Below are 17,477 nucleotides of genomic sequence, written 5' to 3' on the forward strand. Positions count from 1 at the left end.
TCCCTTCTGTTTGCAGCGAGCTGTTCGACGATTCCCGCACGACGTCTCTTGTCGGATTGCCAAACGTCCGATTCGGGTCACAGCAGTAATGCGCTGGCCGATCAGAAGATTTCCGCTCGGCCCTCAGAGCCGACATTAGTTTATGAGTACACGCCTAGTCCTCATTCGCCTTGAACCGGCCGAGCCCCTTCAGCACGAACGGCGCCAATAGCGCGATCAGCGCGACACCGAGCAGGGTCGCCGAGATCGGGCTCTGGAGCAGCGTCATGGGATCGCCGAGGCTGATGGCGAGAGCGCGCCGCAGCTGGCTCTCGGCGATCGGGCCGAGGATCAGGCCGACGACGACCGGCGCGATCGGGAAGTCGAACCGGCGCATCAGGAAGCCGAGCACACCGAAGCCGGCCAGCATCGACAATTCCACCACCGACGGCTTCGCCGCGATGGTGCCCATGGTCGCGAACACGAGGATGCCGGCATAGAGCCACGGCTGCGGAATCGCGAGCAGCCGCACCCACAGGCCGACCAGCGGCAGGTTCAGCACCAGCAACATCATGTTGGCAATGAATAGGCTTGCGATCAGGCCCCAGACCAGATCCGGCCGCTCGGCGAACAGCAGCGGCCCGGGATTGAGGCCGTATTGCTGGAAACCCGCCAGCATCATCGCGGCCGTCGCCGAGGTCGGTAGTCCCAGCGTCAAGAGTGGCACCAGCGTGCCGGCGGCGGACGCGTTGTTGGCGGCTTCGGGTCCGGCGACGCCTTCGATCGCGCCCTTGCCGAACTCTTCGGGGTGCTTCGTCAGCCGCTTCTCGGTCGAATAGGACAGGAAGGTCGGGATCTCGGCGCCGCCCGCGGGCAGCGCACCGATCGGGAAGCCGAACATGGTGCCGCGCAGCCACGGCTTCCACGACCGCTTCCAGTCTTCCCTGGTCATCCACAGCGAGCCGCGCACCGGCTCGAGCTTCTCTTCGGTATGGTGGCGGCGCGATGCGACGTAGAGCGCCTCGCCCACCGCGAACAGGCCGACCGCGAGCGTCGTCACCTCGACCCCGTCGAGCAATTCAGGCACTCCGAACGCAAGCCGGGCCTGGCCGGTCAGCTTGTCGATGCCGACAAGGCCGAGCGTCAGGCCGATGAACAGGCTGGTCAGGCCGCGGATCGGGGAATCGCCGAAGGTCGCCGACACCGTGACGAAGGCGACGCACATCAGCGCGAAGTAATCCTCGGGGCCGAAGCGCACGGCGACATCGACCAGCCAAGGCGCGAGGAAAGCGAGCCCGATGGTGGCGATGGTGCCGGCCACGAAAGAGCCGATCGCGGATGTCGCGAGCGCCGGCCCGCCGCGGCCGGCCTTGGCCATCTTGTTGCCTTCGAGCGCGGTGGCCATCGAGGCGCTCTCGCCCGGCGTGTTGATCAGGATCGCGGTGGTCGAGCCGCCATACATGCCGCCATAATAGATGCCGGCGAACATGATCAGCGAGCCGCCGGGGTCGAGCTTGTAGGTCACCGGCAGCAGCAGCGCGACCGTCAGGGCCGGGCCGATGCCGGGCAGCACGCCCACGGCCGTGCCGAGGAACACGCCGATCAGCGCGTAAAGCAGGTTCATCGGCTGGACGGCGACCGCCATGCCGTGCGCCAAGGCTGCAAAGGTATCCATCACAGCAATCGCTCCAGCGGGCCGGCAGGCAGGCTCAGCGTCAACAACCGGTCGAACGCGAGATAGATGAGGGTCGACATCACGAGGGCGATGACGGCGTCGATAAGGATGGCACGGCGTCCGAAGGCCGCCGACGTCGTGACGAACAGCGCCGAGGTCGCCAGGATGAAGCCGCCGCCAAAACCGATGATGCCGATCAGCAGCGCAAGGCCGACGAGGATCAGAATCACGGGAATAGGATCGGCGCTCTCGCGCGCCGGCAGATTGCCGCGCAGCGCGTCGATGAAATTACCGATCGCCAGCAGCGCAAGGCCGCTGGCGACCACGACCGGCATCGCCTCCGGTCCCATCCCGTACATCGCGGCGGATTGCAGACCGCGCGCGTCCCAGACCAGCACGACGGCGAGCACCGCAAGCAGTGCCGCGATGACGAGGCCGGCGCGGTCGACGCGCCGCGGCGGCAGGACGGGATCGCCTGAGGTCATGACTTGACCAGGCCGACCGATTTCAGCACGTCGGTGACGCGGGCCGTTTCCTTCTTCAGGAAGTCGGCGAAAGCGTCGCCGCCGAGATAGGCGTCCTCCCAGCCCTTCTGCTTGAGGATCTCCTTCCAGGCGTCCGACTTCACCATCTTCTCGACCGCATCGCTCAAGGTCTTGCGCTGCTGCGGCGTGATGCCGGGAGGTGCGACAACCGAACGCCAGTTGGCGATCACGAGGTCGATGCCCTGCTCCTTGAAGGTCGGGATGTCGCTGCCGGCGATGCGCTTCTCCGAGGTCACGCCGATCGCGCGCAGCTTGCCGGACTTGATCTGCCCTTCATATTCGCTCAAGCCCGAAATGCCCGCGGTGACTTTGCCGCCGAGGATCGCCGCGAGCGACTCCCCGCCGCCGGAGAACGGGATGTAGTTGATCTTCTTGGCATCGGCGCCGACGGCGCCGGCGAACAGCGCGGCCATCACATGGTCGACGCCGCCGGCCGAGCCGCCGGCAAAGGTGACCTTGGCGATATCCGCCTTCACCGCGGCGGCCAGATCCTGCGCGGTCTTGATCGGCGAGTTCGCGGGAACCACGATCACCTGGATTTCCTCGGTGAGCCGCGCGATCGGCGTCACCTGCTCCAGCGTCACCGGCGACTTGTTCATGGCGAGCGCGCCCACCATGACAAAGCCGTTGACCATCATCTGGTTGCCGTCGCCCTTGGCGCCGTTGACGAACTGCGCGATGCCGACGCTGCCGCCTGCACCGGGTACGTTGGTGACCTGCACGCTGCGGGCGACGCCCGAAGCCACCAGCGCCTGCTGCATCGAGCGCGCCGTCTGGTCCCATCCCCCGCCCGGGGCCGCCGGCGCCATCAGCTTGAGCTCGAGCTGCTGGGCGAATGCCGGATTGGCTGCCGCAAGGGTCAGCGCGACGGCTGCGCCGACAAGGCGCACGGGAAATCGGAACATGGGGGCATCTCCAGGCTCATGCGGACGTTTGCCGCATTGTGTCGTTTGGTCGCATATCAACCAAAACGACCGATGCTGTCCAGTGACATCCCCCCAAAGGGTTTTGGCTAGCGGGGCGCCGGGATCAACCCGCCAAGGGCGGCCGTCAATTCGGCAGCGACATCCCGGACGATCTGCCCGATCTCCGGCAACCGTTCGTCGGTGACGCGGCTGGTCATGCCGGATACGGAAATCGCGGCAAGCGGTTCGGCCAAGGCGTTGTATACCACCGCGGCCACGCAACGCAGGCCGATCTGTGCCTCCTCATCATCGACCGCAAAGCCCTGCTTGCGGATTTTTTCGAGCTCCTTGAACAGGTCACTCGGCCGCACGATCGACTTCTCGGTCAGGCGGGGCATGCCGTGATGGCGGATGACGGCGCCGACGTCCTCGTCTGAATAGGTTGCGAGCACCGCTTTGCCGACGCCGGAGGTCACCATGGGGACGCGGCCGCCGACCTTGGTCAGCGAGCGCATGATCTCGCGGCTTTCCATACGGGTCAGCACGATGATGAACTCATCGTCGACAACGGCAAGATTGGCCGTCTCGCGGGTGAGATCGCGCAGCTTGCGCAAGTAAGGGATCGCCTGCGCGGAGAAATTGCGCCTCCGCGCAAAGCTGGCGCCGACCGTGAAGCTACGCACGCCGACATGCCATCTGGATTCGCCGCGGTCGAACTGCACGAAGCGGCGACTTTCGAGCGTTGCGAGCAGTCGGTGCACGGTGGAAGCCGACAGGCCGGTGCGGATCGCGAGATCGCTGAGGCGATAGCCTTCGTCGTCCTCGGCCAGCGTCTCGATGATCGACAGCGCGCGGTCGACGGACTGCACGCCGCCGTCACGCGCCTCGTGCTCGGCCTCCGATGGCGAGCGGGCTTCGAGCGATTTGCGCCGGATCACGTTCTTGCTCATCGCGACCTGCATTTGCCAATCAGACAAGACGCGAGCCGCCTCTTCTCCCTCTCCCCGTTCTTACGGGGAGAGGGCTGGGGTGAGGGGCTATCTCCACAAAGACGGTGAGAGATGGACTCGCGGAGAGTCCCCCTCACCCGAATTCGATCTGCGATCGAATTCGGCCTCTCCCCGCAAGCGGGGAGAGGCGAACGCAACCTCAGAGCAGCCCTGCCCCGCGCGCCCATTTGTACTTGGCGCCGAGGACCTCGACCGGAAGCTCGGTCGAATAGGCATAGGCCGGAATGCCGTTCTGGTAGAGATATTCGGCGGCTTCCTCGACCTCGACGTCGCCGGCGAGCGAGGCGACCATCGGCTTCACAAAACCCTTGGCCTCCATCTCCTTCTTCACCTCGACCATGTTGCGGGCGAACACCATCGGCGGGGTGACGATGGTGTGCCAGTAGCCGAGGATCAGCGCGTGGATGCGCTCGTCCGACAGGCCGAGCTTCACGGTGTTGACGTAGGTGATCGGCGGCTCGCCGCCGGTGATATCCACAGGATTTCCGGCCGCGCCGAACGGCGGGATGAACTTGCGGAAGGCCGCATCGAGATCCGGCGGCATCGACATCAGCGACAGGCCGTTGTCGACGCAAGAGTCCGACAGCAGCACGCCGGAGCCGCCCGCACCGGTGATGATCAGCACGTTCTCGCCCTTCGGCGTCGGCAGCACCGGCACGCCACGGGCGAATTCGAGCAGCTGGCGCAAGGAGCGCGCACGGATCACGCCGGACTGCTTGAACACGTCTTCATAAATGCGGTCGTTGCCGGCGAGCGCGCCGGTGTGCGAGGACGCCGCCTTCGCGCCTGCAGACGTGCGGCCGGCCTTGAGCACGACGACCGGCTTCTTCTTGGAGACGCGCTTGGCGGCTTCCGCAAAAGCGCGGCCGTCCTTGAGGTCTTCGCAGTGCTGCGCGATCAGATTGGTGTTCGGATCCTGCTCGAAGAAGGCGAGCAGATCGTCCTCATCGATATCGGACTTGTTGCCGAGGCCGACGATGGCCGAGACGCCCATCTTCGCCGAGCGCGAGAAGCCGATGATGGCCATGCCGATGCCGCCCGATTGCGACGACAGCGCCGCGTGGCCCTTGACGTCATAGGCGGTGCAGAAGGTCGCGCAGAGGTTGGCGGGCGTATAGTAGAAGCCGTAGATGTTCGGCCCCATCAGGCGGATGTCGTACTTCTTGCCGACCTCGACGATCTCGGCCTGCAGCTCCGGTGCGCCGGCTTCAGCGAAGCCCGAGGGAATCAGCACTGCGCCGGGGATTTTCTTCTCGCCGCATTCGGCGAGAGCTGCCGCCACAAACTTCGCGGGAATCGCGAACACCGCGACGTCGATCACGCCGGGCACGTCCTTGACGCTCTTGTAGGCCTTGTAGCCGAGGATCTCGGCGGCCTTGGGATGAATCGGATAGATCTCGCCCTTGTAGCCGCCGTTGATGAGGTTCTTCATCACGGAGTTGCCGATCTTGCCGTCTTCGGCCGACGCTCCGACCACCGCAACCGCCTTCGGCTGCATGATGCGGTTCATCGCCGCGACGATCTCTTCGGTCGGGCGCGGCTTGGGCTTCGGCTTGTAGGCGAAGTCGACGACGATGCGCACGTCGGCGGCCGTCGCGCCCTTCGGCGTCGCGAACACAGGATTGAGGTCGAGCTCGACGATCTCAGGGAAATCGGTGACGAGCTGCGAGACCTTGACGATGACGTCGGCGAGGGCGTTGCGGTTCACCGGCTCGCTGCCGCGCACACCCTTCAGGATCTCGTGCGCCTGGATGCCGTCGAGCATCGAGAGCGCGTCTTCCTTTGTGGCAGGCGCGAGGCGGAAAGTGATGTCTTTCAAGACTTCGACCAGCACGCCGCCAAGGCCGAACGCGACCAGCTTGCCGAACGAGCCGTCGGTGATCGAGCCGACGATGACCTCGGTGCCGCCGGCCAGCATCTGCTGCACCTGGACGCCCTCGATCTTGGCATCGGACTTATATTTCTTGGCGTTGCCGAGAATGGTCTCGTAGGCTTTCTCGGCCTCCTCGGCCGTCTTGAGACCGACAATGACGCCGCCGGCTTCGGTCTTGTGGAGAATGTCCGGCGAGACGATCTTCATCACGACCGGGAAGCCCATCGACGTGGCCATCTTGCCGGCCTCGCCCGCCGACTTCGCCACGCCCTCCTTGGGCACCGGAATGCCGTAGGCATCGCAGACCAGCTTGCCTTCCGGGGCCGTCAGGCTGGTGCGGTTGTCCGCCTTGACTTGGTCAAGCACCTTGCGGACGGCATCTTTGGAATTGGACATATGGCTTCTCCCTTGACCTCAGTTCGTTCTTTTCAAAGCGCGCGCGTGGTTAGCGGCTGCCCGTGATGCGTGCCATTCGCCGCGCTCTGTTCCATGCGGGGGAACGGAGTGGCATAAGGCCTAAGACTACTCCGCCGGCTTGGATCAAAAATGGCTGGCGATGGCATTTGGTATGCCAGAAGCCAACTTGTCAAGCTGGTGCATGCCTTAGAACGCCGCAAAAAATCGGCAGCTTGACATTCTGGCATGTGGTATGCCAAAAACTTTCCCGTTAATATTCCTGTAAAAGACGACTCCCCACTGGAGGAGATTCGTCGTGTCACTACGGAAACCAACTAAGGCGTTGCCGAACATGGCCGAGGCAGACATCGCAATCGTTCGTATTGCCCCGGAGAGCAGCTTCAAGAACAAGGCGTATGACGCCTTGAAGGAAGCCATCCTCAAGATGGACATCTACTCGACGCCCGAGCCGGTGATGCTCGACGAGCGCGCGCTGTCCGAACGCTTGGGTGTCAGCCGCACGCCGATCCGCGAAGCCATCGCGATGCTCGAGCAGGACGGTTTTGTGAAGACGGTGCCGCGCCGCGGCATCATGGTGGTGCGCAGGACCAAGAGCGAGATCGTCGACATGATCCGCGCCTGGGCGGCGCTGGAGAGCATGGCCGCCCGTCTCATCACCACCACCGCACGCAAGAAGGATATCACCGCGCTGCGTGACTTCTTCAAGGATTTCGGCAAGGACCGCCTGCCCGAGGATCACGTGGAGGAATACTCCAAGGCCAACATCGCCTTCCACCAGGCGCTGATCTCGCTGTCGGAATCCCCCGTACTGGTCGATCTCACCAACGACCTGCTCCTGCACGTGCGCGGCTATCGCCAGCTGACCATCGGACGCAAGGACCGCACTGCGACCTCGCTGCCCGAGCATCTCGGCATCATCGAAGCGCTGGAAGCGCGCGACACCGAGCTTGCCGAGAAACGCGCCCGCGACCACACCCTCGGCCTTGCCGCTTACGTCGAAGCGCACGGCCAGGAACTCTTTACCTAGCAACGTTCACCAGAAGGGCGAACAACTCGCCCCAACGACCTTGAGACCAGGGAGACAAGGCCCATGCTGAATACCGCGACCAAGTCCGAAGCACCGGGCACCGAGCAGGAGCTGACGGATGGCTTCCATCTCGTCATCGACGCGCTCAAGCTGAACGGCATCGACACCATCTATAATGTGCCGGGCATCCCGATCACGGATTTGGGCCGCATGGCGCAGGCCGCCGGCATTCGCGTGATCTCCTTCCGCCACGAGCAGAACGCCGGCTACGCCGCAGGCATCGCCGGCTATCTCACCAAGAAGCCCGGCGTCTGCCTCACGGTCTCGGCGCCCGGCTTCCTCAACGGCCTCACCGCCCTCGCCCACGCCACCACCAACTGCTATCCGATGATCCTGGTCTCGGGCTCCTCCGAGCGCGAGATCGTCGACCTCCAGCAGGGCGACTACGAGGAAATGGACCAGCTCGCGATCGCAAAGCCGCTGTGCAAGGCGGCCTATCGCGTGCTGCACGCCCAGGACATCGGCATCGGCTTCGCGCGCGCCATCCGCGCCGCGGTCTCGGGCCGTCCGGGCGGCGTCTATCTCGACCTGCCGGCCAAGCTGTTCGGCCAAGTCATGAACGCCGAGGCCGGCCAGAAGTCGCTGGTCAAGGTGATCGACGCTGCGCCGGCGCAGATCCCCTCGCCCGCCTCGGTGAAGCGCGCGCTCGACGTGCTCAAGGGCGCCAAGCGCCCGCTCATCATCCTCGGCAAGGGCGCGGCCTACGCGCAGGCCGACGAGGAGATCAAGTCCTTCGTCGAGAAGAGCGGCGTGCCGTTCCTGCCCATGAGCATGGCCAAGGGCCTGCTCCCCGATACGCATCCGCAGTGCGCCGGCGCCGCCCGCTCGACCGTGCTGAAAGAGTCCGACGTCGTCATGCTGATCGGCGCGCGGCTGAACTGGCTGCTCTCGCACGGCAAGGGCAAGAGCTGGGGCGAAACGCCGAAGAAGTTCATTCAGGTCGACATCGAGCCGAAGGAGATGGACTCCAACGTCGAAATCGTCGCGCCCGTCGTCGGCGACATCGGCTCGGTGGTCTCCGCCTTCAACCAGGCGATGGGGTCAAGCTGGACCGCTCCGCCCGCCGAATGGACCAAGGCCGTGTCGACCAAGCGCGAAGAGAACGTCGCCAAGATGGCGCCGAAGCTCATGAACAACAAGTCGCCGATGGATTATCACGGCGCGCTCGGCGTGCTGAAGAACGTCATCAAGGAGTATCCCGAGGCGATCCTCGTCAATGAAGGCGCCAACACGCTCGACCTCGCCCGCGGCGTCATCGACATGTACCGCCCGCGCAAGCGTCTCGACGTCGGCACCTGGGGCGTGATGGGCATCGGCATGGGCCAGGCGATCGCGGCTGCGCTCGAGACCGGCCACCCCGTGCTCGCGGTGGAAGGCGACTCGGCGTTCGGCTTCTCCGGCATGGAGGTCGAGACCATCTGCCGCTACAATCTTCCGATCTGCGTCGTCATCTTCAACAATGACGGCATCTATCGCGGCACCGACGTCAACGGCGCCAACGCCGACCCGGCGACGACCGTGTTCGTAAAGGGCGCGCGCTACGACAAGATGATGGAAGCTTTTGGCGGCGTCGGCGTGAATGCGACCTCGCCCGACGAGCTCAAGCGCGCCGTCAACGACGCCATGAAGTCCGGCAAGCCGACGCTCATCAATGCGGTGATCGATCCGGCGGCGGGCTCGGAGAGCGGCCGCATCGGCAACCTCAATCCGCAGAGCGTTCTGCAGAAGAAGAAGTAAGTCCCCCCTTCAACCCTTATTCCCTGTGGTTAGCAGGGGCAGACAGAGTACGGAGCAACACGATGACCAAAGCGCTCACGGGCGTTCGCATTCTCGACTTCACCCACGTCCAGTCCGGACCGACCTGCACGCAGCTGCTGGCCTGGTTCGGCGCCGACGTGATCAAGGTGGAACGTCCGGGCGTGGGTGACATCACCCGCGGCCAGCTGCAGGACATCCCGAACGTGGACAGCCTGTATTTCACCATGCTCAACCACAACAAGCGCTCGATCACGCTCGACACCAAGAACCCCAAGGGCAAGGAAGTCCTTACCGAGCTGATCAAGAAGTGCGACGTGCTGGTGGAGAATTTCGGCCCCGGCGTGCTCGACCGCATGGGCTTCCCCTGGGAGAAGATCCAGGCGATCAACCCCAAGATGATCGTCGCCTCGATCAAGGGCTTTGGCCCCGGGCCTTACGAAGACTGCAAGGTCTATGAGAACGTCGCGCAGTGCACCGGCGGCGCCGCCTCCACCACCGGCTTCCGCGACGGTCTGCCGCTCGTCACCGGCGCGCAGATCGGCGACAGCGGCACCGGCCTGCATCTGGCGCTCGGCATCGTCACCGCGCTCTATCAGCGCACGCATTCGGGCAAGGGCCAGCGCGTCACCGCCGCGATGCAGGACGGCGTGCTCAACCTCGCCCGCGTCAAGCTGCGCGACCAGCAGCGTCTCGCTCATGGCCCGCTCAAGGAGTACAGCCAGTTCGGCGAAGGCATTCCGTTCGGCGATGCCGTGCCGCGCGCCGGCAACGATTCCGGCGGCGGCCAACCCGGCCGCATCCTGAAGTGCAAGGGCTGGGAGACCGATCCCAACGCCTACATCTACTTCATCACGCAAGCTCCGGTCTGGGAGAAGATCTGCGACGTGATCGGCGAGCCAACCTGGAAGACCGATCCGAACTACGCCAAGCCGGCTGCCCGCCTGCCGCGGCTCAACGAGATCTTCGCCCGCATCGAGCAGTGGACGATGACCAAGACCAAGTTCGAGGCGATGGAGATCCTCAACAAGGACGACATCCCGTGCGGTCCGATCCTGTCGATGAAGGAGATCGCGGAAGACCAGTCGCTGCGCGCGACCGGCACCGTGGTCGAGGTCGATCACCCCACTCGCGGCAAGTACATCTCGGTCGGCAACCCGATCAAGCTGTCGGATAGCCCGAGCGACGTGCAGCGTTCGCCGCTGCTCGGCGAACACACCGACGAGATCCTACGCTCGGTGCTCGGCTTCAGCGATCACCAGGTCGCCGACATCCACAAGTCCGGCGCGCTCGACCCGCCGCAGAAGCAGGCCGCTGAGTAAGCGGCACCGCCTTGAACGACACGCAAGGGCCGCCCGAAGGGGCGGCCCTTTTTGCTTTGAAGGCGGTGCGATCGACAGGCTCAAAGCAAAAACTGAAAAAACAACCCCATGCACAGTAGCCAACCCTTTGGCGAAAAACGGATTTCGTTTTTAACGAAACAGATTTGACCCATCGGGCAAAACAGGGGTAGTATGTCATCGTCCGAAACAGCCAACGGTCCTGACCGACGGAGGCAATTTCGAAGCGCCATCGCTCGTCTACCGGGCCCCTGCTACACGCAATCTGGGGAACGCGGAGGTCACCATGTCACTGCTCGGCAAGGCCGCCGTCGCGATGTGGTGGAACGTCCGCTCCGACCAGCGCAGCGAGTTCGGCGACTGGCACTCGCATGAGCAATTTCCGGAGCGGATGAGCATTCCCGGCTTCCGGCGCGGATCGCGCTGGACCAGCACGACGGATCCCGAAGGCTTCTTCGTGCTTTACGAGCTGGAGCAATATGAAGTTCTCACATCAAAAGGCTATCTCGACCGGCTCAACGCGCCGACGCCGTGGTCGAGGAAAATGATGCCGCATCATCTCGGCATGGTCCGCAGCCAGTGCCGGATCGTCGCGAGCTTTGGCGGGGGGCGTGGCGACCTCGCTTGCGACCATCAGGCGTCGCCGGACGTCGGACGGGAGGCGGAGTTGCAGGCGCACCTTTCGGACACGCTGGGGGCATTGGCGCAGAAGCCGGGGCTGACGGGCGCCCACCTCCTGCTCACCGACACGCCCCGCATGAGTTCGCCCACCACCGAGCAGCAGATTCGGGGAGAGGACGGCGCTGCCGATTGGATCGTGCTGCTGTCTGGCTATGATTGCGACGTGGTCGAACGCGCGGTTGGCGACCAGCTCTCAGCGTGGGCGCTTTGCGCCGCGGGGGCTCAAAATCATCCGATGGTCGGCCGCTATCGGCTGGCGTTCACGGTGACGCCACAGGACGTGGCGGCAATTTGACATCGAAGCAAGGCCGGCCGCCGCCTGCCTTCGGCGAAGGCCCGCCAGCGCGGGCGGCTCGCTTCCAGGCTCAGCTATCGCTTGAGCTCCCTGACGAGGTTGGTCAATCGTGGATCGTCGGGCCGGAGGAGCGCCAATCGCTCGGCATAACCCAGCGCGGCCGCGATATCTCCCTTCTCCCTGCTGAAGCTCAAAGCGGCTGAAAGCAGTTCCAGATTGTTCGGATGTCCGCGCAGGCTCTGGTTCAGCACAGAAAGTGCATCGTCGCGCCGGCCCATTCCGTTCAGCCCTACGGCATAGACGTAGGCGTACCGCACTTGGCCGGGGTCAAGAGAGGCTGCCCGACGCAGTTCGTCGAGCGCCTCCTCGCTACGCTTCAGGCGCACGAGTGTCAGGCCAAGCGCGTGGTGGAGAGATGCGTCCTGCGCCGACGCGGCGAGAGCCTGGCGCAGCACTCGCTCGCCATCATTGTCGCGTCCAAGCTGCCGGTACAGGTCGGACAGGTTGATGGCGGCCGCCGCGAACGAAGGATCGAGCCTGAGGGCGGCGCGGTATTCCGCCTCCGCCGCGCCGGGATTGGCTTGGCGCAGGAAGAAGTTGCCGAGCGCCGTGCGCGCCTCCGGCCGATCAGCGTTCAGCTTCTGCGCAGCGACGAATTCGGTAGCCGCCCGCGTGAACCTGTCGCGATCGGCCGCTGGCTGACTTGCTGGAGGCACCGCGGCCAGAAGTTCGGCGGCGCGAATGCGCACACCACGCACGGGATCGCCCAGTTGCGGCGAGGCGAGCGGCCAGAGCTGATCGGCGGGCGCTCCTTCGAGCCGATCGAGCGCGCCGAGCCTCACGAGCGGATCGGAATCGGAAAGCCCATGCCGGATCAGATCGGGAATCGGCGCCGGAAGCTCCGCGAGCGCGCTGGCGCGGACGATACCGGGAACGTCAGCCGATACGGCAATCGCGGCGAGCTGCGTCTGTGCGTCGGCAGCTTCGCTCCAGGCCGCATGAAACGCACGCGCATAGGTCTGGTGGCCCCGCCGCTCCGGCCCGAACCAGCCCTCGATCTGATGCGCTGCCCAGGCTGCCGGCTTGTCGCGATGGCAGTCGTTGCACGCATTCGGTGCACCCGTCTGCACCGAGAGATCGGGGCGCGGAACGCGGAAGCCGTGGTCGTGGCGGCGGTCGACCACCATGTAGCGGCGCTCCGGCATGTGGCAGGCCGGACAGCCCGGTGGCGGCGAGACATCGGCATGGTGCCGGTGCGCCACGGATTCATATTTGGCGGGCGTATGGCACTGCGAACACACGCCATCGCCGGGCGCCTTCAACGTTGCGCTGTGCGGGTCGTGGCAGTCGCTGCAGGTCACGCCATGGGCGAACATCCTGCTCTGCTTGAACGGCGCGTAGTTGTAGGTCTCCTCGTCGTCGCGCATCTGGCCGTCGGCATGAAAGCGCTGGCGGTCGAGCAGCGATACGCGGTGTGTGTCGGAGAGCGGTCGGCCTGGTATCCAGTCTTCCGAAAGCTGCCCGCGGCGCGCGTGGCAGCGCCCGCAGGTCTCGACCTCCTTGCGCAGGCTAGGTGGCGGCGCGCTGCGTACGGGCGTCAATTTGCCCGCGGAGGCAGACCAGGTGATGCCGGTGCGCTCGTCGAAGCGGACCAGCAGGCCGTTATCGGCGCCGCGCGCCGCCGGATTGACACGGGCCCACGCAACGTGGCGCGAGCCGGCGCCGTGGCACGCCTCGCAGCCGACGCTGATCTCGGAGAAGCTGGTGGCGAAGCGATCCTTCTCGGCGTCATAGCCCTTGCGCACGTCAGTCGAATGGCACTCCGCACACATGAAATTCCAGTTCTGGTTCAGCTTGGTCCAGTGCAGGGGATCGCTGCTGGCGATGGCGCTATCCGGATAAAGATGAAACCAGCGCTGACCGCCCTGCTCTTTCGGCCGCGTGTCCCAGGCGATGGACAGGGCCTGGACGCGGCCATCCGGAAACTCGATCAGGTACTGCTGCAGCGGGTCGATGCCAAACGTGTACTTCGCCTCGAAGGTCGCAAGCTTGCCATCCGGACCATCGGTCTCGACCAGAAACTCTTTGTCCTTGCGGAAGAAACGCGAGCGCGTGCCGGCGTATTCGAAGGCCGCGTCGTTGAAATCACCGCGCACGGACTGGTCCGTCGCGTGGTCCATCGCATGTCGGTGTTGCGAAGTCTGCCAGAGCTTTGCCTCCGCAGCATGGCAGTCGCTGCACGCCTTGCTTCCAACGAACGTCAGCTCGGCGAGCTGCTGCGGTTTGGGAGTAAGGTTCGAAACCCTGGGCCAGAGCAGTACCCCGGCGACCACGACGAGCAGCGCGCCGCCGAGTGGCAGCAGCACGGAGGCTTTCGGCCGGGTGGCCGAGGACCGTTGCGCGGGATGAGCAGGTTCAGACGTCCGCGCCTTCGTGCCGGCCTTTTCGCGCTTGCGGTTCTTTCGCGAGCCTCTTGCCACGTCTGCTCACCAGAGGCAGCACATCAAAAGCGTCGCCGTGACTTGGTCATCGAAGGGCCTCAACCTTCGCGGCCATGTCGGGAAATCGGCTTACCCGATAGTTCGCATTGCTGCATCTGAGCACCCAGACCGCATGATCCGGCTTCGAACGCTTCGTATCCTTGCTGGCGCCGAGCGGCTTATCGCACGCAAAGCCTTGCATGCGCGTCTGCGCCGCGAGCATATCCTGAGGTCTTTCGCCGGCGGTTTGCGCGAGGGACACCGAAAATCCGACGGGCAGAATGCCAAAAGACAGAGCTGAGACAAGGACGAAACGAACTTTCACGACGCCTCCCCCTCTGCCACTTGCAGACAACACCAAGGTCAGACACAACAAGGTGGTGGGGCGTGTGATCCCGCCCCACCCTGCAGCTCGCCCGTTAATTCGCAGATGACAACTTGCTTGGTCCAAGCCTCACATTCAGTCTGTTGATCTTGCCGGTGAACTTAAAGGGCACCTGGTAGTCCTGATCGTCCACCGACGTGCCGGTGTCGAGGCCGACGTTGAAGGTCTCATCCCACATCAGAGTGATGGGCAGACTGCGCGGCATGGGATGACTTTCCGCGACGTTGCCGTCCACCTTCAAGGAGCCGGTGCCGCCCTTGCCGAGGCCCGGGCCATCATACTTCCAGTCGAACTCCAGCGTGTGTTTGCCGGGCGCCAGCGCATCCTTGCCCTGCCACTTGACGCGCTCTAAGGCGACAAGATTCCAGGTGAACACCGGCCGCCCCTTCAGCAGATAGAAGCCATAGCCGGAGAACCGGCCGCCGTCGGTGACCAGCATCCCCTCGGCGCCGCCTTGGGGAATCTCGACCTCTGCGGTGATCGTATAAGAACGATTCAGCAGGCTAGGCGCAGAGCCGGTTTCCGGGAACGGTACGTTGCTCAGTTCACCTGTGTAGGTGAAGTTGGTCCGACCCGCGGAGTAACTCGGCTTGTGCGAGATGAACCTGGTCAGGCGCGTGTCGTCGAGCGGGAAGACCTGGTACTTCGTAGCCTCCATAGCAAACAGCTGCTGCATGTCGCGTAGCTTGTCCGGCATCTTGGCCGCGAGGTCGTTGGCCTGCGTCCAGTCTTCGTTGATGTTGTACAACTCCCAGCGGAAGCTGTTCATGACATCCGTGGGCGGCTCCGCCAAACTAAGCTCCCAAGGAGGGCTCAACGGAGGGGTCGCTGCGATCCAGCCGTCATGATAGATGGCTCGCTTGCCGAACATCTCGAAGTACTGCGTTGTCCGCTGGCCCGTCGCGTTGGCGTCCGCCCACGTATAAGCCATGCTGACGCCTTCGATCGGCTTCTGGGCAATGCCGTTGACCGTTACCGGCTGCGGCAGGCCAGCCGCTTCGAGGATCGTCGGTACGACGTCGATCACATGATGAAACTGGTGCCGGATGCCGCCGGCGTCCTTGATGCGCGCCGGCCAGGCCATGGCCATCCCGTTGCGGGTGCCGCCGAAATAGGATGCGATCTGCTTGGTCCATTTGTACGGCGTGTCCCAGGCCCATGCCCAGCCCACCGCGTAGTGGGGATAAGTCTGGTCGGAGCCCCAGCCGTCGTAGAACTTCATGTTTAGTTCCACAGTCGGATGCACGGCGTTCGCGACGGCGAATTCGTTGAACAGGCCGTGCAGCGTGCCTTCGGGGCTCGCGCCATTGTCGCCGCTGATATAGATGACGAGCGTGTTGTCGAGCTTGCCGACATCCGCGATGGCCTGGATCACGCGACCGATCTCGTGGTCGGTGTAGGCAAGGTACGCCGCATAGACGTCGGCCTGGCGGATGTAGAGCTTCTTCGCCTCAGGCGAAAGCGTATCCCACTTCGGAATGCTATCCGGCCAGGGCGTAAGTTGGGCGTTCTGCGGAATCACGCCGAGCTTCTTCTGATTGGCGAAGATTTGCTCGCGCAGATCGTTCCAGCCCTTGTCGAACAGATGCATGTCGCTGATCTTCTTGATCCACTCCGGTGTCGGATGATGCGGCGAATGTGTGCCGCCGGGCGCGTAGTAGATCATGAAGGGACGGTCGGGCTGGACCTCCTGCAGCATCTTGATGCGCCCGACGGCCTCGTCGGCCATGGCGGTAATGAGATTCCAGCCCGGATTGCCAAGGAAAGGCTGGATCGGAGTGGTATTGCGGAACAGGTTGTTCGGCTGCCACTGGCTCGCGTCGTCGCCGGTGAAGCCGTAATAGTAGTCAAAACCCTTGATGGGTCCGGTCGGCCAATTATGGAAGGGGCCAGCTTGCGTCCCCTCCCACTGCGGCACATTATGGTCCTTACCGTACCATGATGTGTCGTAGCCGTTTTGCCGGAGGATCTCGCCGATAGCGACGGCGTCGCGTGGGATGACGCTGTTGTAGCCGGGATAGCCAGTGGCCTGATCGACGACAACGCCGGTAGCCACCGAGTGATGGTTGCGGCCGGTGAGGAGCGCGGCGCGCGTTGGCGAGCAGAGCGCTGTGGTGTGGAAGCGCGTATAGCGCAGACCCATTTGAGCAATGCGGTCCAGGGCCGGTGTCGGGATGACGCCGCCGAACGTGCTCGGCGCGCTGAACCCGACGTCGTCGGTCATGATCACAAGCACGTTGGGCGCGCCCTTCGGCGGCGCGATCAGCGCGGGCCAGTACGGCTTCGACTGCACCGCGTTGGGACTGATCTCGCCCCTGAACGGCTGCGGCGGATTCGGCAGGTATCTGCCATCGATGGTGGTCGTCGCTCCGGGAGAACCGAGGGTGTCAGTGATTTGCTGCGCGTGACCATTGCTGGGTGTCAACGGCAACAGCAACAGAGCAGCGAGCAAAAGGCGTGAGGTGGCTTGGCGTTGTAGGTTCGAGACGCACATCATTCGCAACCTCCTGAAAGCCGAATTGCACCAGAACTGGAAAACCGAAATCTTCTCCCCATCGGCAGTACGTCGTCCCCATCTGAACCTTGGGGCAGTCTGCGTCTTGATCTCGCTCAAGACGATTCGTGCGCGAGCGGCGCTTTGACGAGCTCGTGCTAGTCCTTATGTTTGCTCTGCAGATGCTGGAGCCGTGACAAGCCGGGGATCAGCGCAATAACTATCTTGCGAATATCCATTAAAATATACTCCCCTGCACTACAGCCACTCTACTTGAGATCGCATCCGGCTGTCGAATGTTGATTTAAATCAAAGGGTGATGGAGACGACCCGAGCGGCGCAGACGGGTTAACTCTACTGGCCTATCGCCGCAGCCAAACTGCGTGACGAATGCATTGTGTTACAGGGCTTATGGAGAGCGTAGGCCGCAGCACCGCGGTCAATCACACAGAGGCGCACTATAGTGCAGTGCTGACATCTTCAACAACAATGGCCCTGCGTAGCAGGCCTCCTGGATCGCTGCACTTATGATCAATGGTGCTGTCGGTATTTCTGC

General features: G+C 63.9%; 12 protein-coding genes. 4 read left to right on the forward strand and 8 right to left on the reverse strand.

The annotated features are described in order from the left end of the window. Nucleotides 1–154 precede the first annotated feature (154 nt). From ACVIIV_RS31410 to ACVIIV_RS31430, 5 genes are all read right to left on the reverse strand, one after another. Complete coding sequence (locus ACVIIV_RS31410) at nt 155–1,654, reverse strand: tripartite tricarboxylate transporter permease (RefSeq protein WP_456747645.1); 1,500 nt, start codon at nt 1,652–1,654, stop codon at nt 155–157. Continuing rightward, on the reverse strand, nt 1,654–2,139 hold the full coding sequence (locus ACVIIV_RS31415; protein ID WP_456747646.1) for a tripartite tricarboxylate transporter TctB family protein: 486 nt from the start codon (nt 2,137–2,139) through the stop codon (nt 1,654–1,656). Before ACVIIV_RS31415 ends, ACVIIV_RS31410 begins: the two co-directional genes overlap by 1 nt. Continuing rightward, nucleotides 2,136–3,104, reverse strand: coding sequence for a Bug family tripartite tricarboxylate transporter substrate binding protein (locus ACVIIV_RS31420; protein WP_456747647.1), 969 nt, complete (start codon nt 3,102–3,104; stop codon nt 2,136–2,138). Before ACVIIV_RS31420 ends, ACVIIV_RS31415 begins: the two co-directional genes overlap by 4 nt. 107 nt (nt 3,105–3,211) lie before the next feature. Further along, nucleotides 3,212–4,054, reverse strand: coding sequence for an IclR family transcriptional regulator (locus ACVIIV_RS31425; protein ID WP_456748871.1), 843 nt, complete (start codon nt 4,052–4,054; stop codon nt 3,212–3,214). A gap of 199 nt (nt 4,055–4,253) precedes the next feature. Beyond that, nucleotides 4,254–6,383: an acetate--CoA ligase family protein gene (locus ACVIIV_RS31430; protein WP_456747648.1), complete on the reverse strand. Its 2,130-nt coding sequence runs from the start codon at nt 6,381–6,383 to the stop codon at nt 4,254–4,256. Nucleotides 6,384–6,735: 352 nt separating this feature from the next. On the opposite strand from ACVIIV_RS31430, the gene ACVIIV_RS31435 reads away from it, so the two are divergent. The 4 genes from ACVIIV_RS31435 to ACVIIV_RS31450 all read left to right on the forward strand — a co-directional run bounded on the left by ACVIIV_RS31435 (nt 6,736) and on the right by ACVIIV_RS31450 (nt 11,562). Then, nucleotides 6,736–7,431 (forward strand): GntR family transcriptional regulator, encoded by a 696-nt coding sequence (locus ACVIIV_RS31435; protein WP_167406570.1) that lies wholly within the window; start codon nt 6,736–6,738, stop codon nt 7,429–7,431. Between the two features lie 63 nt (nt 7,432–7,494). Further along, on the forward strand, nt 7,495–9,228 hold the full coding sequence (gene oxc / locus ACVIIV_RS31440; protein ID WP_456747649.1) for an oxalyl-CoA decarboxylase: 1,734 nt from the start codon (nt 7,495–7,497) through the stop codon (nt 9,226–9,228). Between the two features lie 62 nt (nt 9,229–9,290). Next, nucleotides 9,291–10,568 carry a formyl-CoA transferase gene (frc, locus tag ACVIIV_RS31445; protein WP_212429826.1) on the forward strand — a complete coding sequence of 426 codons (1,278 nt, stop codon included), beginning with the start codon at nt 9,291–9,293 and terminating at the stop codon, nt 10,566–10,568. Nucleotides 10,569–10,872: 304 nt separating this feature from the next. Beyond that, entirely contained in the window at nt 10,873–11,562 is a 690-nt protein-coding gene (locus ACVIIV_RS31450; protein WP_456747650.1) for a hypothetical protein, read from the forward strand. 74 nt (nt 11,563–11,636) lie between these two features. Here ACVIIV_RS31450 and ACVIIV_RS31455 read toward each other — a convergent pair whose 3' ends face one another. The 3 genes from ACVIIV_RS31455 to ACVIIV_RS31465 form a co-directional block, all read right to left on the reverse strand. After that, the gene (locus ACVIIV_RS31455) at nt 11,637–13,928 is read right to left on the reverse strand and encodes a cytochrome c3 family protein (RefSeq protein WP_456747651.1); all 2,292 of its coding nucleotides are present in this window, start codon (nt 13,926–13,928) and stop codon (nt 11,637–11,639) included. 160 nt (nt 13,929–14,088) lie between these two features. Further along, nucleotides 14,089–14,367 carry a hypothetical protein gene (locus ACVIIV_RS31460; RefSeq protein WP_456747652.1) on the reverse strand — a complete coding sequence of 93 codons (279 nt, stop codon included), beginning with the start codon at nt 14,365–14,367 and terminating at the stop codon, nt 14,089–14,091. A 94-nt stretch (nt 14,368–14,461) separates the two neighbouring features. Then, a complete protein-coding gene (locus ACVIIV_RS31465) occupies nt 14,462–16,924 on the reverse strand; it encodes an arylsulfatase (protein ID WP_456747653.1) in 2,463 nt (820 codons plus the stop codon). Between the last annotated feature and the right edge of the window lie 553 nt (nt 16,925–17,477).

Source organism: Bradyrhizobium sp. USDA 4354 (genome assembly GCF_054060315.1).

Coding starts and splice junctions, on each gene's coding strand:
- frc (WP_212429826.1), top strand. CDS start 9,291: ATGACCAAAGCGCTCACGGGCGTTCGCATTCTCGACTTCACCCACGTC.
- oxc (WP_456747649.1), top strand. CDS start 7,495: ATGCTGAATACCGCGACCAAGTCCGAAGCACCGGGCACCGAGCAGGAG.
- ACVIIV_RS31430 (WP_456747648.1), bottom strand. CDS start 6,383: ATGTCCAATTCCAAAGATGCCGTCCGCAAGGTGCTTGACCAAGTCAAG.
- ACVIIV_RS31425 (WP_456748871.1), bottom strand. CDS start 4,054: ATGAGCAAGAACGTGATCCGGCGCAAATCGCTCGAAGCCCGCTCGCCA.
- ACVIIV_RS31435 (WP_167406570.1), top strand. CDS start 6,736: ATGGCCGAGGCAGACATCGCAATCGTTCGTATTGCCCCGGAGAGCAGC.
- ACVIIV_RS31465 (WP_456747653.1), bottom strand. CDS start 16,924: ATGATGTGCGTCTCGAACCTACAACGCCAAGCCACCTCACGCCTTTTG.
- ACVIIV_RS31410 (WP_456747645.1), bottom strand. CDS start 1,654: ATGGATACCTTTGCAGCCTTGGCGCACGGCATGGCGGTCGCCGTCCAG.
- ACVIIV_RS31450 (WP_456747650.1), top strand. CDS start 10,873: ATGTCACTGCTCGGCAAGGCCGCCGTCGCGATGTGGTGGAACGTCCGC.
- ACVIIV_RS31415 (WP_456747646.1), bottom strand. CDS start 2,139: ATGACCTCAGGCGATCCCGTCCTGCCGCCGCGGCGCGTCGACCGCGCC.
- ACVIIV_RS31420 (WP_456747647.1), bottom strand. CDS start 3,104: ATGTTCCGATTTCCCGTGCGCCTTGTCGGCGCAGCCGTCGCGCTGACC.